Below are 15,938 nucleotides of genomic sequence, written 5' to 3'. Positions count from 1 at the left end.
TGGGGTGGCCCTGAATCGCGTTTGCACCCGGGTAAATAGATGGCCCTGAGGGCGAACGAAAGCTAGCGTCCCGCGGATGACGGCGCGTACGGACGAGGTCGAAGAGCGGAGCGCGCTGTGGCGGGACCGGAATTTCGCCGTCTTCTGGTCGGCGCAGACGCTCTCGGTGCTGGGCGACGGATTCGCCTCGTTGGCCGTACCGCTGCTGGTTCTCCAGGTCACCGGGTCGGTGGCGCTGATGGGCCTGCTCACCGCGGCAGCCGGCGTCGCCGCCGTGGTCACCGCCGTTTTCGCGGGCGTGCTGGTGGACCGGGCGGACCGGCGACGCCTGCTCGTCGGCTGCGATCTCGCCCGCGCGGTGCTCTTCACGGCCGTCCCCGTGGCCTGGCTCTGGGGGCCGCAACTCTGGCTGCTCTACCTTGTGCTGCCGGCAAGTGCCGCGGTCGGCATGGTCTTCCGGGTGGCGTACGTGGCGGCCGTGCCCGGGCTCGTCGAGGTCCGGCGGATCACGGAGGCGAACGGCAAGCTGTCGGCGAGCTATGCCGTGGCGGCCGTTGGCGGGCCACTACTGGCCGGGGTGGTCGCCGCCGCCTTCGGCTATGCCACCGCGATCGCGGTTAACGCCGCGAGCTTCGCCGTGTCGGCGGCCGCCCTGACGGTCGTACGGCTGCGGCAGGAACGCGTCGCACGGGCCGTGACCACCCTCGCGCAGCTTCGCGACGAACTGTTGGAAGGAGCCCGGTTCCTCTGGCGGCACCCGGTGCTACGCAGTCTGACCTGGCTGCTCTCCGCGTTCCTCTTCCTCACCTATGGCCTCGACGACGTGCTGATCTACCACGTCCGGCACAACCTGGCCGGCTCCGAGCGGACGGTCGGCCTGGTGCTTGGGATCGCGGCCGTCGGCACGATTCTCGGCTCGCTCGCGGTGGCCCCGCTGCGGCGGCGCTTCGGCTTCGGAGCGACGTGGTCAGGCAGCATCGCGCTGGCCGGCCTGGCCATCGCGGGGGTGGGCGCGGCCCGGAGTATGCCCACGGTGGCCGGGCTCGCCGCCGCGTACCTCGGCGGGGTCGCCGTCGGGGCGATCTGCTCGCTGTCGCTGCGCCAGGAGGTCACCCCGAACCATCTCCTCGGCCGGGTCACGTCGGTGTTCTGGGCGACCCACTACGCGCTCGGTCCGCTCGGCGCGGCGGTCGTCACCTGGGGCGCCGAGGCGTACGGGGTGCCGCTGGTCTGTGCCCTCGCCGGTGGTGGGTGCGTACTGGTCGCCCTCGCCGCGCTGGTCACCCCGGTCGGTCGTGGTTGACCCCGGTGGTCCGGCGGGCGCTCAGCGCCGGGTCTGGACGCTGTCGCGGATCTCCCGCAACAGCCCGCCGGCCTCCTCGACCGGCCGGAACGGGAACATGGCCAGCACCACGCTGCCGTGGTCGGCCCAGCCGCAGACCGCGAAGTCGCCGCCCTCGCCGCTGGTGCTGCCGCACTTCATCACGCCGCCCAGTCGGCCGGGCGGTACGTTCCGCAGGCCGGTCACCGCGCCGGCCTCGTCGGCCATCAGCTGGAAGAGGCTCTCCAGGTCCCGCTCCGGCTGCCAGAGCAGGGTGGTGCCGCCAAAGATCAGCACCGAGCGGCGCTCGTCTGCCGGATCCTGGTAGACGACGCCGAAGCTGCTGTCCAACTCGATGTCGGCGGAGATGCCGCTGCGCAGATAGTCGGCGGTGCTGGCGGCCCGCTCGCTGGTGTCCCGGGTGAGGCCGGCGACCTGGTCCGGCGTGGCGATCTCCGCCTCCTTCTGCTGGACGATCCGCCAACCGAAGGCACCGAGCGCGCCCACGCCGGCCAGCGCGAGGACCGCCAGCAGCACCACCGCGAGCCGCCGGCGGCGGGCCCGGACGCCCTGACGTTCGCTCGTCTCCGCCGGCTCGCGGTTGCTCAGCTGGATCGGCTCGTCGGTCAGCTCGACCGGCGTGGAACCCTCGTCGAGCCGGCGGGCGCCGAGATGTGCGTCGGACATAGCCGACACCGTACGCGAACCACCGGTGGCGCACGTCGGGTCCGCCGAAGCGCTCCGTAGACTTTGTCGGGTGACCGAGAGACTGGATGCCCGACGCCCCGACGCCCCGACCCTTGCCGGCCAGTACCAGCCCGGCGAGGTAGAGCAGCGACGGTACGAGCAGTGGGTAGCCGACGGTCGGTTCCGAGCCTCGGCGGGCAGCGACCGGCCGCCGTTCACCATCGTGATCCCGCCGCCGAACGTCACCGGCTCCCTGCACATGGGCCATGCGCTCGACCACACCGTGCAGGACGCGCTCGTGCGGCGCAAGCGGATGCAGGGCTTCGAGGCCCTCTGGCTGCCCGGCATGGACCACGCCGGCATCGCCACCCAGAACGTGGTCGAGCGGCAGCTCGCCGGTGAGGGGCTCTCCCGTCACGACCTGGGCCGGGAGAAGTTCGTCGAGCGGGTCTGGCGGTGGAAGGGCGAATCCGGCGGCGCGATCCTCGGCCAGATGCGCCGCCTGGGCGACTCGGTCGACTGGGACCGCGAGCGTTTCACCATGGACGAGGGGCTGTCCCGCGCCGTCCAGACCATGTTCAAGAAGCTGTACGACGACGGCCTCATCTACCGGGCGAACCGGATCATCAACTGGTGCCCGCGCTGCCTCACCGCGCTCTCGGACATCGAGGTGGAGCACACCGACGACGACGGCGAGCTGGTCTCCATCCGGTACAGCGACGACGTCGTGGTGGCCACCACCCGGGCCGAGACCATGCTCGGCGACACGGCGGTGGCGGTGCACCCGGACGACGAGCGGTACCGGCACCTGATCGGCACCGAGGTCGAACTGCCGCTGACCGGCCGGCGGATCCCGATCGTGGGGGATGCGCACGTCGACCCGGCCTTCGGCACCGGCATGGTCAAGGTGACCCCGGCGCACGACCCGAACGACTTCGAGATCGGCCAGCGGCACGACCTGCCCGCCCTGACGGTCATGGACGAGCGGGGCGTCATCACCGCGCCCGGCCCGTTCGAGGGGCTGGACCGGTTCGAGGCCCGTCCGGCGATCGTGGCCGCGCTGCGCGAGCAGGGACGCATCGTCGCCGAGAAGCGGCCGTACGTGCACGCGGTCGGTCACTGCTCGCGGTGCCGGACCACGGTCGAGCCCCGACTGTCGTTGCAGTGGTTCGTCAACACCTCGCCACTGGCCAAGGCGGCCGGGGACGCGGTGCGCGACGGTCGGGTGCGGATCGAGCCCGCGGAGCTGGCCAAGCGGTACTTCGCCTGGGTCGACAACATGCACGACTGGTGCATCTCCCGGCAGCTCTGGTGGGGGCACCGCATCCCGGTCTGGTACGGCCCGGAGGGCCAGGTCGTCTGCGTCGGACCCGATGAGGAACCGCCGACCGGTGAGGGCTGGCAGCAGGACGAGGACGTGCTGGACACCTGGTTCTCCAGCGGGCTGTGGCCGTTCTCCACCCTCGGCTGGCCGGAGCAGACCACCGAACTGGCGAAGTTCTACCCGACCAGCGTGCTGGTCACCGGGTACGACATTCTCTTCTTCTGGGTCGCCCGGATGATGATGTTCGGCCTGTACGCGATGGACGGCGTGCAGCCGTTCGACGTGATCGCGCTGCACGGCATGGTCCGCGACGAGCACGGCAAGAAGATGTCCAAGTCGTTCGGGAACGTGGTCGACCCGCTGGACTGGATCGACCGCTACGGTGCCGACGCCACCCGGTTCACCCTGGCCCGGGGCGCCAACCCGGGCGGGGACGTGCCGGTCAGCGAGGACTGGTGCCAGGGCTCCCGGAACTTCTGCAACAAGCTGTGGAACGCCACCCGGTTCGCGCTGATCAACGGCGCGCACACCGAGGGACCGCTGCCGGGCGCGGCCGAGCTGTCGACGGTCGACCGGTGGGTCCTGTCCCGGTTGGCGCAGGTCACCGCCGAGGTGGATGAGCAGTTCGAGGCGTACGAGTTCGCCAAGGTCTGTGATCTGCTCTACCACTTCGCCTGGGATGACGTCTGCGACTGGTACGTCGAGCTGAGCAAGCCGGTGCTGGCCGCCGGTGGCCCCGCCGCCGACGCCAGCCGGCGCGTCCTCGGCCACGTGCTAGACCAGCTGCTGCGGCTGCTGCACCCGGTCATTCCGTTCGTCACCGAGGAGCTGTGGACCGCGCTCACCGGTGCCGACACGGTGATGACGGCCGCCTGGCCGGTCGCCGACCGGGCCCGCGTCGACGCCACCGCCGAGGCGGAGATCGCCACGCTGCAACGCGTGGTCACCGAGATCCGCCGGTTCCGCTCCGACCAGGGGCTGCGTCCGACTCAGCGGGTCGCCGCCCGGCTCGATGGGCTGGCCGGGGCCGGCCTCACCGGGCATGAGCCGCTGATCCGCTCACTGGTCCGTCTCGACCCGGCCGGCGACGACTTCCAGGCCAGCGCGACGCTGGCCATGCCCGGCGAGGTCAGCGTGGCGCTGGACACCCGGGGTTCGATCGACGTGGCCGCCGAGCGGGCCCGGCTGACCAAGGACCGTGCTGGGGCCGAGAAGGAGGCCGGGCAGGCGCGGGCGAAGCTGGACAACCCGGCGTTCGTCGGCAAGGCACCCGAGCACGTGGTGGCCAAGATCCGCGAACGGCTGGCGGTGGCCGAGGCCGACCTGGTCCGCATCGACGCTGCCCTGGAGGCGCTGCCCTCGTGACCGACCACACCGAACCCACCAACCGCGCCCCCGGCACCGGCCCGGCGGGCGCGGAGCGCAGCGACCGGGCGAGCACCGGTCGACCCGCCGCCGGCGGCCGGTCCGGCCGTGCCGACCAGGCCGCCTTCGCCGAGGTCGAGGCCGAGCTGGCCGGGCGCGGCTTCACCCGGATGGTCTTCGAGCTGGAGCGCATCTCGTCCCTGCTCGACCTGCTGGGCAGCCCGCAGCGGGCGTACCCGTCGATCCACCTGACCGGCACCAACGGCAAGACCTCCACGGCCAGGATGATCGACTCGCTGCTACGGGCGTTCGGGCTGCACACCGGCCGGTACACCAGCCCGCACCTGGAGACCGTCCGGGAACGGATCAGCCTGGACGGCGAGCCGGTGGACGAGGCCCGGTTCACCGCCGTCTACCGCGAGGTGAAGCCGCTCGCCGAACTGGTCGACGACCGCTCGTCCGAGCCGCTGACCTACTTCGACATGACCACCGCGCTGGCCTTCGCGACCTTCGCCGACGCTCCGGTGGACGTGGCCGTGGTCGAGGTCGGCCTGGGCGGGGCCGAGGACGCCACAAATGTGCTCCAGGCGGGGGTGTGCGTACTGACCCCGATCGGGTTGGACCACACCGAATGGCTCGGTGACACGATCCAGGACATCGCGGTCGCCAAGGCCGGCATCATCCACCCCGGTGCCACCGTCATCTGCGCCGCCCAGGAGGAGGAGGCGGCCCGGCCGATCCTGCAACGCTGTGCCGAGGTCGGCGCCACCGTCGCCCGGGAGGGCTCGGAGTTCGGCGTGCTGCGTCGCGCGGTGGCGGTCGGTGGGCAGGTGCTCACCTTGCAGGGCCTGGGCGGAGTGTACGAGGAGGTGTTCGTCCCGCTGCACGGTGCCCACCAGGCGCAGAACGCGGCGGTGGCGCTCGCCGCCGTCGAGGCGTTCCTCGGTGCCGGTGCCCGGCGGCAACTCGACGTGGAGACGGTCCGGGAGGGCTTCGCCACCGCCAGTTCACCCGGCCGGTTGGAGCGGGTCCGTACCGCTCCGACGGTCCTGCTCGACGGGGCGCACAACCCGCAGGGGATGGCGGCCACCGTCACGGCACTCCAGGAGGAGTTCGCCTTCAGCAAGCTGGTCGCGGTGCTGGGCACCCTGACCGACAAGGACGCGGCAAGCATGCTGGAGCTGCTGGAGCCGGTGGTGGACCAGGTGGTGGTGACCCGGAACAGCTCGCCCCGGGCGCTGCCGGTCAAGGAGTTGGCCGCGCTCGCCGCCGAGGTGTTCGGGCCGGACCGGGTCGAGGTGGCCGAGCAGATGCCGGACGCGATCGAGGCGGCGGTGGCGCTGGCCGAGGAGGACGTGCCGGGTGAGCTGGCCGGTGTCGGCGTACTCATCACCGGGTCCGTGGTGACGGTGGCCGACGCCCGCCGGCTGCTGAAGCGATGACCGGCCCGGGCGGGGAGCGCCGGTCGGGGTTGCGCGACCCGCAGCGGGCGGTACGCGGCCTCGGCGCGGGCACCCTCGCCCTGGAGGCGCTGGTGCTGCTGTTGGCGATCCAGCCGATCCGGGTGGTCGGCGGTGACCTCGGTGGGGCGGCGATCGGGGTGGTGGTGGCGCTGGCCGTGGCGGCGGCCGGGCTGGCCGGGCTGATGCGCCGGCCCTGGGCCTGGCACGCCGGCACCGTGTTGCAGGGGCTGCTGCTGCTCTCCGGGCTGCTGCACTGGGCGCTCTTCGTGCTGGGCGTGATCTTCGCCCTGGTGTGGGCGTACGCGTCGCACGTCCGCCGGGTGATCCTGGGCTGACCGCCCGGGTGACCCGCGGTCGGCCCGGGGTCACGCCTCGGCGCGCTCCCGCCACTGGGTCAGCGCGATCCCGTGGCCGTCCGGGTCACGGAACGCCGCCGCCCACACCTCCAGCTTGCTGCCCCGGTTGACCACCCTGGGGGCGTAGGTGAAGCGGACACCGGAGTCCCGCAGCCGCTCGTACGCACCCTGGATGTCGTCGACGTCGAGGTTTACGTGCACCAGGCGACGGTTGACCGGCTGGGCACCGGTCACCTCCCGCAGCACCAGCCGGGTCGCCCCGGAGGCCAGTACCGCGTTGCCGTTGCCCCGGTCGACCTCGCTGAACCCGAGCCGGTCCCGGTAGAACTCCAGCGACCGGGGCAACTCGGTGACCAGCAGGGTGATGCCCACGCCGCTGATCGGCGCGGCCGGGTCGGCGGCCTCGGGGTCGAAACCGAAGATCGCCTCGTCCAGTTCCCGGTCGCCGGCCGCCGGTCCCGGCTGCGGGTCGTCCAGCGGCAGGTCGAGGGGATCGAACTGGTCGGTCGGCTCCGCCGGGGCCGTCGGTGCCTCGGCTTGGCTCCCGGCCGGTGATGGGCCGGTGAACTGGCCGGTGGGTGCGGGGTCCGCCGGGGTCGCCGCCGCGAGTCGTTCCTCGGCCGGGGTACGGGGGGCGGGCGTGGCCCGGCGGGGAAGTGGCTGGTCGCTGGGGTGCTCCACAACGGTCCCCTCCAGCACGACCGGTCCACCCGGGCGCTGGCGTACCCGCATCGTCTCCAGTTGCTCCACGGGGCCGACCGGCTCGTCGTGGCGCGGACCACCGAGGGGATCGCCCGGCGGCTCGTGGAAGTCGTCCTCGGGTGCCCGGCCGGCCCACGGCGGTGCCTCCTGGCCGATCAGCACCTCGTCCGGCGGGACGTGGTCGGCGTACTCGGGAGGCGGGTCGGCGTACTCCGGCGGCAGATCGGCGCTGCCGGCCTCGGCGTGGGTGGGTACCTCGTCCCAGAGCACCCGGACGTGCCGCGGGTCGTCCAGCGCCACCCGGATCGGCAGGGTCTGGCCGAGCGCCGGCCACTTGGAGACCGGCACCCGCGGCTCGATGATCTTCTTCGAGCGGGGCGGCAGCCCGGGGGCGTCGATCACCAACTGGAGTTCGCAGCGACCGAAGGCGTACTGGGTGGGTGGCTCGGAGGCGCTGTGCACGTGCCCGGCGCCCACCACCCAGGTGCGACCGCCGGCGCGCACCGTGGCCAGCGCGATCGCCAGCGCCAGGAAGGCGACGCCGAGCGCCACGATGGCCCAGCTGGTCATGCCCAGGCCGAAGAGGATCACGAAGCTGGCCACGGTGCCGACGACCGCGGCAATCAGCTTGCGTACCGGTGCGATGGGTGGGTTCCCGCCGTTCGCCACAGTGGACCTCCCGGGTGGTCAGGGCCAGGCTAGGCCGGATCGCGTGCCGGGGGAAGAACCGACCAGCGCGCCGGCATCGCGACCGGGTCGCTAGGCTGACCGTACCCAGCCCGACCGGCTTCCGCTTTTAGGAGGAACCCAGCGTGTCCACCAGCAGCCCGGACGAGCGCACGCTCGTACTGATCAAGCCCGACGCGGTACGCCGTGGGTTGGTCGGCGAGATCATCTCCCGCTTCGAGCGCAAGGGGCTGCGGATCGACGCCATGGTGTCCCGGACGATGGACGCCGCGCTCGCCGACGAGCACTACTCCGAGCACGTGGAGAAGGCCTTCTACCCGCCGCTGAAGACCTTCATGACCAGCGGTCCGTTGGTCGCGCTGGTGCTCTCCGGCGACCAGGTGATCGACGTGGTACGCGGCCTGATCGGGGCGACCGACGGGCGCAAGGCCGCCGCCGGCACCATCCGGGGCGACCTCGCCCTCTCCAACCGGGAGAACCTGGTGCACGCCTCCGACTCGGCCGACAGCGCCAAGCGCGAGATCGCGCTCTGGTTCCCCGACCTGGGCTGACGCCTCCCCGTCCTGCGGCTGGTTCCCCGACCTGGGCTGACGCCTCCCCGTCCTGCGGCTGACGCTTGCCCGACCTGCTTTGACGCCGACGGCTGCCCCGACCCGGGGCCACCGTCGGCTGACCGGCCTCAGGCTGCCCAGGACAGTTTGTCCGGGTTGGCGACCAGGAACACGTCGGTGATCCGGCCGGCGGCGGTGCCGAGGGTGATCGCGTAGCGGGCGCCGGCCGCGGTGACCAACACGGCGGCCGGCTGGCCGTTGAGTTCCGTGCGGCGCACGGTGCATGCCCCGCCCTTGCTGCGGATGCCGATCAGGAACCGCGCCACCCGGTCGGCGCCGGTCACCGGGTGGCGGGCCGATCGCACCCGGCCGCCGCCGTCGCTCCACGCGGTCGCGTCGGCGGCCACCAACTCGGTCAGCGCCGCCAGGTCACCGTCGTTGGCGGCGGCGATGAACGCGTCCAGCAGCCGTTCCTGCTCGGCCCGGTCGGCGGTGAACCGGCGCTGGTCGCGACCGATCCGGGCGGTCGCCCGGTGGTGCAGTTGCCGGCAGTCCTCGGCGGACCGGTCCAGCAGCCCGGCGATCTCGGCGTACGGCAGCTCGAAGGCGGTGTGCAGTACGTAGACCGCGCGCTCCGGCGGGGTGAGCCGCTCCAGCAGGTGCAGCAGCGCGGTGGAGAGCGAGTCGCGCAGCTCGACGCGTTCCAGCGGACCGAACGGCGACGGTACGGTCGGCACCGGCTCCGGCAGCCACGGCCCGACGTACGCCTCCCGGGCGGACTGCCGGGCGCGTAGCCGGTCCATGGCCAGGTGGGTGACCACCCGGGACAGGTACCGGCGCGGCTCGGTCACCCCGGCCCGATCGACGCGTACCCAGCGCAGGTACGCCTCCTGGAGGACGTCCTCGGCGTCGTGCCGGCTGCCGAGCAGCCGGTAGGCCAGCCCGAGCAGCATCGGCCGGTGCGCGTCGAGCGCACCGGCCGCTTCCGCTGCGTCGACCGGGCTCAGACGTCCGCCGGCGGTTCGGTGCGGAAGGTCACCGCGATCCGGTTCCACACGTTGATTGTGGCAATCGCGAGGACCAGGTCGGCGAGGGCCTTCTCCGGCCAGACCTTCGCGGCGTCGTCCCAGACGTCGTCCGGTACCCCGTGCTCGCCCAGCCGGGTCACCGCGTCGGTGAGCGCCAGCGCGGTCCGCTCCCGCTCGTCGAAGAAGGGCGCCTCCCGCCAGGCGGTCACCGCGAACAGCCGCCGGCTGGACTCGCCGGTGTCGAGCGCCTCCCGACTGTGCATGTCGACGCAGAACGCGCAGCCGTTCAGCACTGACGCGCGCAGCTTCACCAACTCCAGCACGGTGTGGTCCACGTTGGCCCGCACGTACTTCTCCAGCCCCAGGACGCTCTGGAACGCCCCCGGCGCCACCTCGGCCACGTTCAACCGTTGCATGACGACCTCCTTGATCGGTGTGTCACCGACACGACGGGTCGGCCGTGCCGCCGCGTGACGGAACCGCCCTGTGACGCCGGTCATGCGCCGTCGAGACAGCGCTCACCGGGCCGCCCCACCCGCCCCACCCCCGGTGACCACTCGCGGCGATCTTGCACTTTCCGTCGCCGCATAGCGGGGTGAAAGGCGCATACCGGCGACCGAGAGTGCAAGATCGCGGGGGTGGGGCGGGGAGGGGTTATCGGGAGGTGGGGGCGGGGGTGGGGTGGGTAGTATTGGCGGGAGGTAAGTGGCGATGATCCGGCTATCACCGGGGAGCTTCCGGAAGAACGGCCGGGTGACCGGCTCAGTAGAACCGGACGGGTTCGGCCCGTTACAGCCGGCCAACGAGCGGGCGGTCGATCCTGACCGCCAAGCGGGGTGGTACCGCGGGCCCGGCCCGGGGCGCCGGCGACGGCGTACCGGAGAGGGCTCGTCCTCGCAGACCCACACAGCGTGAGTGTCAGCGAGGAGAGCGACAGGCGATGGCCTATCCGTTGCACGACCCGACCGCCGCCGGTGTCCCGGCGAGCCCGGACCTGCCCGCGGTCGAGCGCCGGGTGCTGGAGCACTGGACGGCCGACAAGACCTTCGAGGCATCCGTCGAGGCCAGGCCGGCCTCCGGCCGGCAATCGGAACCGGCGGCGGGCTCCGCTGCCGGCGGCGGAGCCGCCGACAACGAGTACATCTTCTACGACGGCCCACCGTTCGCCAACGGACTGCCGCACTACGGCCACCTCTTCACCGGTTACGTCAAGGACGTGGTGCCGCGCTACCAGACCATGCGTGGCCGGCGGGTGGAGCGGCGCTTCGGCTGGGACTGCCACGGCCTGCCCGCCGAGGTGGTGGCCGAGAAGCAGCTCGGCATCACCAGCAAGGCCGAGATCCTCGACCTCGGTGTGGCCCGGTTCAACGAGGCGTGCCGCAGCTCGGTGCTGGAGTTCACCCAGGACTGGGAGCGGTACGTCACCCGGCAGGCCCGCTGGGTCGACTTCGCCAACGACTACAAGACCCTCGACCTGGACTACATGGAAAGCGTCATGTGGGCCTTCAAGACCCTGCACGACAAGGGTCTGGTCTACGAGGGCTTCCGGGTGCTGGCGTACTGCTGGCGGTGTGAGACGCCGCTGTCGAACACCGAGACCCGGATGGACGACGTCTACCGCGACCGGCAGGACCCGACGCTGTCGGTGTGGTTCGAGCTGACGCCCGACGAGTCCGCGCCGGAGCTGGTCCGTGGGCCGGTGCGGCTGGGCGTCTGGACCACCACGCCGTGGACCCTGCCGTCGAACCTGGCGCTCGCCGTCGGCCCGGAGATCGAGTACGCGGTGCTGGAGCGCGACGGCGTGCGGCACCTCGTCGGCGCGGCGCGGCTGTCGGCGTACGCCAAGGAGTTGGAGGGGTACCAGCAGGTCGGCACGGTGCGCGGTGCCGACCTGGTGGGGCGCCGGTACACGCCGCTCTTCGACTTCCTGGTCGAGCAGGCCGGGCCGAACGCGTACCAGGTGCTCGGCGCGGAGTTCGTCACCACCGAGGACGGCACCGGGATCGTGCACCTGGCCCCAGCCTTCGGCGAGGACGACCAGAACGTCTGCAACGCGGCAGGCATCCCGACCATCGTCACCGTGGACGACCACACCCGGTTCACCGCGCTGGTTCCGCCGTACCAGGGTGAGCAGGTCTTCGACGTCAACAAGCCGGTGATCCGGGCACTGAAGGATCGGGGGGTGGTGCTCAAGCAGGACACCTACACCCACGCGTACCCGCACTGCTGGCGCTGCGACACCCCACTGGTCTACAAGGCGGTGTCGTCCTGGTTCGTCGCGGTGACCAGGTTCAAGGACCGGATGGTCGAGCTGAACCAGCAGATCAACTGGACGCCCGGGCACATCAAGGACGGCTCGTTCGGCAAGTGGCTGGCCAACGCCCGGGACTGGTCGATCAGCCGGAACCGGTTCTGGGGTTCGCCCATCCCGGTCTGGCGCTCCGACGACCCGAACTACCCGCGGATCGACGTGTACGGCTCGCTGGCCGAACTGGAGCGGGACTTCGGCGTACGCCTGACCGACCTGCACCGGCCGGCGGTGGACGAGCTGGTCCGCCCCAACCCGGACGATCCGACCGGCAGGTCGATGATGCGCCGGGTGCCAGAGGTGCTGGACTGCTGGTTCGAGTCCGGCTCGATGCCCTTCGCCCAGGTGCACTACCCGTTCGAGAACCGCGACTGGTTCGAGCACCACTACCCGGGCGACTTCATCGTCGAGTACATCGGGCAGACCCGGGGCTGGTTCTACACCATGCACGTGCTGGCCACCGCGCTCTTCGACCGGCCGGCGTTCCGCAACTGCCTCAGCCACGGCATCCTGCTCGGCTCCGACGGGCGCAAGATGTCCAAGAGCCTGCGCAACTACCCGGACGTCTACCACGTCTTCGACTCGTACGGGTCGGACGCGATGCGCTGGATGCTGATGTCCTCGCCGGTGCTGCGCGGCGGGGACATGCCGGTCACCGAGTCGGGCATCCGCGACGCCGTCCGGCAGGTACTGCTGCCGCTCTGGAACGTCTGGTACTTCTTCTCGCTCTACGCCAACGCCGACGGGTACACGGCGCGTCGTCGTACCGATTCCACCCACCTGCTCGACCGGTACGTGCTGGCGAAGACGAACGAGCTGGTGTCGACGGTCGGCGCGCAGATGGACGCGTACGACATCTCGGGCGCCTGCGCCACCGTCCGGTCCTACCTGGACGCGCTTACCAACTGGTACGTGCGTCGCTCGCGGGACCGGTTCTGGAGCGGGGACGCCGACGCCTTCGACACCCTCGCCACGGTGCTGGAGACGCTCTGCCGGGTGGTGGCGCCGCTGGTGCCGCTGACCGCCGAGGAGATCTGGCGCGGCCTGACCGGCGAGCGGTCGGTGCACCTGACCGACTGGCCGTCGGCCGACGAGTTCCCCGCCGACCACGAGCTGGTGGCCGCGATGGACAACGTGCGGGCGGTCGCCTCGGCGACGCTGTCGCTGCGCAAGGCCAAGGGCCTGCGGGTGCGGCTGCCGCTGTCGAAGCTGACCGTGGCCAGCCCGGTGGCCGGGCAGCTGCGCCCCTTCGCCGACCTGGTCGCCGACGAGGTCAACGTCAAGGCGGTGGAGTTCACCGACGAGGTGTCGGCGTACTGCCAGCAGGTGTTGACGGTGGTGCCCCGGGCGCTCGGGCCCCGGGTCGGCAAGCAGGTGCAGCAGGTGATCAAGGCGGTCAAGGCGGGGGAGTGGGAGCTGCACGACGGCGCCCCGGTCGCCGCCGGGGTCACCCTCGCCGAGGGCGAGTACGAGCTGCGCCTGGTCGCGGCCGACGCCGAGCACTCGGCGCCGCTGCCCGGCGGTGAAGGTGTGGTGGTGCTGGACACCACGGTCACCCCCGAACTGGCCGCCGAGGGGCTGGCCCGGGACGTGGTCCGGGTGGTGCAGCAGGCCCGCCGGGACGCCGACCTGGACGTCTCCGACCGGATCGTGCTGACCGTCTCGGCGGCCGAGCAGGTGCGGACCGCGGTGTCGGCGTACGCCGACTTCGTGGCCCGGGAGGTGCTGGCGGAGAGCATCGACTTCGCCGAGGGCATCGAGGGCTTCGCCGGTGAGGCCGGCGACGGTGAGCAGGTGACGGTCGCCGTCCGTCGGGTGTGAGGGGTAGGAAGAAGCCAGTCAGCGGACCCGCGCCACCTCGCGCGTGACGACGTGCGCGGGTCCGCTACGGTGTCAGCGCCCCACTGCGCACATCACCCACCGCCGGAGGACCAGTGCCGCTGCTCTACACCATCGGCAAGTTCACCGTGGCGCCTGCGCTACGGCTGGCGTTCCGACCGACCGTGGAGGGACTGGAGCACGTCCCGCAGACCGGTGGCGCGATCTTTGCCGGTAACCATCTGTCGGTGGCGGACGAGTTGTTCCTCGGCACGGTCGTCCCGCGGCACCTGGCCTTCTGGGCCAAGTCCGAGTACTTCAAGGGCACCGGCGTCAAGGGGCGCTTCTCGAAGTTTGTGCTCACCGGCCTCGGCGCGATCCCGGTGGAGCGCGCGGGTGGTCGGGCCGCGCTCTCCGCGTTCGACGCGGCCATCCCCGCGCTCAAGGGCGGCGACCTGGTGGTCGTCTACCCGGAGGGCACCCGGTCGCCGGACGGACGGCTGTACCGGGGCCGCACCGGCGCGGTGCGGATGGCCATCGCGGCGGGCGTGCCGATCATTCCGGTCGGCATGATCGGCACGGAGAAGGTGCAACCGATCGGCGCCCGGGTGCCGAGGCCCTTCACCGGGAAGATCACCGTGCGGTTCGGCAAGCCGCTCGACTTCAGCGGTCGACCCAACGACCGGACGTCGCTGCGCGAGATGACCGACGAGATGATGGCCGAGATCCAGAAGCTCACCGGCCAGGAGTACGTCCCCCGGTACGCCCCGGCACGCGGCCAGCCGCCGACCACCGGCGAGCCGACCGCCAGCTGACCGACCCGGTCGGTGCTGCGCCGCCGGCCCGCGCGCTCCGCTCGGTCGGGGCGGGGCTCAGCCGTCGGTGGTGACGATCTGCTCCCGCAGGGTACCGAGGAGCCGGGCGCTGTCGTCCACCGACAGGTTCGTGAACACGGCGGTGGTGATGCTGCCGTGGTCGACCGAGGTGCAGACCACCACCCCGTCACCGTCGGAGTTGCCCACCGCGCAGCGTTCGTGCCGGCCGCGTACGCCGCTCTCCACCACCTGCGCCTCGCCGAGGGCGTACTGCTCGGTGAGCCGTTCGATCTCGGCATCGGCGTCCGCCGAGGGGGTGAAGCGGAAGCCGGTGCCGCCGAAGACCGTAACCCGCTTGCCGCCGTTGGTGGTGTAGATGCCGGCGAAGGTGTCCTCGGCGAGCCAGTGGGCTGCCCGGGTCTGCGTCTCCAACTGCTGGGCGGCCTGCGCGTTGCGTGGGTCCTCCCGCAGTCGCAGGTCGGCCACCTGCTGCGGCAGGCTGGCGTTCGCCGGATACTGGCTGGCCATCGGCACGCCGTAGTAGGCCGGGCAGCCGCAGCAGCAGGCCAGTGTGAGCAGCAGTGCCCAGGGCCAGCGGCGCCGCTTGCGTACCTTGACCGGGACGTATCCCGGCGGCGCCTGCCACCCGGGCGGCGGCGCGACCGGTCGGGCCTTTTTCGCGCCCCGCCAGCCCCGCGAGGGTGGCGCCTGCGGTGGTGGCCCGACCGGGACGGGTGGCTGGCCGGCCGGCGAGACCGGTGGGGCGTGCTGGACCGGTGGGGCGTGCTGAACCGGTGGCTGCCCGCCCGGCGGTGAATACGCCGGCGGCATGGGGGCGGCCGGCGACATCGGCGGTACCGGGGTGGCCGGCATCGGCGGCAGCGGGGCGGCCGGCGGCGCGGGTGGTCCGGAGTACGGCCGGGTCGGTGGCGGATTCGGGTAGGAAAGGGTCGGCGGCAGGGCGGGGAAGTCGGCCGAGGGCACCTCCCAGCCGCTGGTGTCCACCCCTGCCCACGGGTCCACCGGGGTCTGGTGCTCCGGCTCGTGGGGTGACCCGGACGGCGGCGCGCTGGGCGGCGGCGGGGTCGGCTCGGCCGACTCACCCCACACCCGGCGGCGCGGCGTGGCCGGCGGCACGGGAGCCGAGCCGCTCCAGCGGGGTGCCGGCGGCTCCTCCGTCCCGTCGGGCAGGATCCGGGTGCCCTGCGGACCGACCTCGGCCATCGGCGGTGACGCTGGCTCGGCCCCTGCCCTCGGGCCGGCTTCGACCTCCGCTGTCGGGCCGGTCTCGGCGACCGGTGCCTGGGTGGCCTCGGCCGGGGGTGCCGGCTCTGGGGTGGGTAGCTGTTCCTGGGTGACCGCCGGCTCACCGTCCCGGGGTGAATCCGGGCGGTTCCCGTCGACCGGCCGGTCTGCTCCCGGCTGCGGCTCCGGCATCGCGGCAATCTCCTCTCGCGCCGACCCGAGGTTAGTACCGGAGTGCCACCCCGACCGAATCCGGCCTGCCCGGGCC

At 72.2% G+C, this 15,938-nt stretch carries 12 protein-coding genes; 7 read left to right on the top strand and 5 right to left on the bottom strand.

Annotation, left to right across the window (positions count from 1 at the left end):
* The first annotated feature begins 76 nt into the window (after positions 1–76).
* Positions 77–1,303, top strand: a complete 1,227-nt coding sequence (locus AC507J_RS23090) for an MFS transporter (protein WP_496291258.1) — start codon at positions 77–79, stop codon at positions 1,301–1,303.
* Between the two features lie 21 nt (positions 1,304–1,324).
* Here the strand turns inward: AC507J_RS23090 and AC507J_RS23085 are convergent, their stop codons facing one another.
* Positions 1,325–2,008 carry a hypothetical protein gene (locus AC507J_RS23085; protein WP_496291257.1) on the bottom strand — a complete coding sequence of 228 codons (684 nt, stop codon included), beginning with the start codon at positions 2,006–2,008 and terminating at the stop codon, positions 1,325–1,327.
* Between the two features lie 70 nt (positions 2,009–2,078).
* On the opposite strand from AC507J_RS23085, the gene AC507J_RS23080 reads away from it, so the two are divergent.
* The 3 genes from AC507J_RS23080 to AC507J_RS23070 all read left to right on the top strand — a co-directional run bounded on the left by AC507J_RS23080 (position 2,079) and on the right by AC507J_RS23070 (position 6,495).
* On the top strand, positions 2,079–4,697 hold the full coding sequence (locus tag AC507J_RS23080; protein WP_496291256.1) for a valine--tRNA ligase: 2,619 nt from the start codon (positions 2,079–2,081) through the stop codon (positions 4,695–4,697).
* Positions 4,698–4,867: 170 nt separating this feature from the next.
* A complete protein-coding gene (locus tag AC507J_RS23075; RefSeq protein WP_496291268.1) occupies positions 4,868–6,139 on the top strand; it encodes a bifunctional folylpolyglutamate synthase/dihydrofolate synthase in 1,272 nt (423 codons plus the stop codon).
* Positions 6,136–6,495: a DUF4233 domain-containing protein gene (locus AC507J_RS23070; RefSeq protein ID WP_496291255.1), complete on the top strand. Its 360-nt coding sequence runs from the start codon at positions 6,136–6,138 to the stop codon at positions 6,493–6,495. The genes AC507J_RS23075 and AC507J_RS23070 overlap by 4 nt, the downstream gene beginning before the upstream one ends.
* 30 nt (positions 6,496–6,525) lie before the next feature.
* Here AC507J_RS23070 and AC507J_RS23065 read toward each other — a convergent pair whose 3' ends face one another.
* A complete protein-coding gene (locus AC507J_RS23065; RefSeq protein ID WP_496291254.1) occupies positions 6,526–7,887 on the bottom strand; it encodes a VOC family protein in 1,362 nt (453 codons plus the stop codon).
* Positions 7,888–8,030: 143 nt separating this feature from the next.
* On the opposite strand from AC507J_RS23065, the gene ndk reads away from it, so the two are divergent.
* The gene (gene ndk, locus AC507J_RS23060; RefSeq protein ID WP_496291253.1) at positions 8,031–8,456 is read left to right on the top strand and encodes a nucleoside-diphosphate kinase; all 426 of its coding nucleotides are present in this window, start codon (positions 8,031–8,033) and stop codon (positions 8,454–8,456) included.
* A gap of 128 nt (positions 8,457–8,584) precedes the next feature.
* On the opposite strand, the gene sigJ is transcribed toward ndk, so the two are convergent.
* Both sigJ and AC507J_RS23050 read right to left on the bottom strand, forming a co-directional pair.
* Entirely contained in the window at positions 8,585–9,511 is a 927-nt protein-coding gene (gene sigJ, locus AC507J_RS23055; RefSeq protein WP_496291252.1) for an RNA polymerase sigma factor SigJ, read from the bottom strand.
* A complete protein-coding gene (locus AC507J_RS23050; RefSeq protein WP_496291251.1) occupies positions 9,460–9,900 on the bottom strand; it encodes a carboxymuconolactone decarboxylase family protein in 441 nt (146 codons plus the stop codon). The genes sigJ and AC507J_RS23050 overlap by 52 nt, the downstream gene beginning before the upstream one ends.
* 524 nt (positions 9,901–10,424) lie before the next feature.
* On the opposite strand from AC507J_RS23050, the gene ileS reads away from it, so the two are divergent.
* Positions 10,425–13,613 carry an isoleucine--tRNA ligase gene (gene ileS / locus AC507J_RS23045; RefSeq protein WP_496291250.1) on the top strand — a complete coding sequence of 1,063 codons (3,189 nt, stop codon included), beginning with the start codon at positions 10,425–10,427 and terminating at the stop codon, positions 13,611–13,613.
* A 113-nt stretch (positions 13,614–13,726) separates the two neighbouring features.
* A complete protein-coding gene (locus tag AC507J_RS23040) occupies positions 13,727–14,425 on the top strand; it encodes a lysophospholipid acyltransferase family protein (RefSeq protein WP_496291249.1) in 699 nt (232 codons plus the stop codon).
* A 57-nt stretch (positions 14,426–14,482) separates the two neighbouring features.
* Here the strand turns inward: AC507J_RS23040 and AC507J_RS23035 are convergent, their stop codons facing one another.
* The gene (locus tag AC507J_RS23035) at positions 14,483–15,862 is read right to left on the bottom strand and encodes a hypothetical protein (protein WP_496291248.1); all 1,380 of its coding nucleotides are present in this window, start codon (positions 15,860–15,862) and stop codon (positions 14,483–14,485) included.
* Positions 15,863–15,938: the final 76 nt, after the last annotated feature.

The organism is Micromonospora sp. PRAS1, from assembly GCF_059553435.1.
This window is presented reverse-complemented; position numbering and strand designations above follow the sequence as displayed.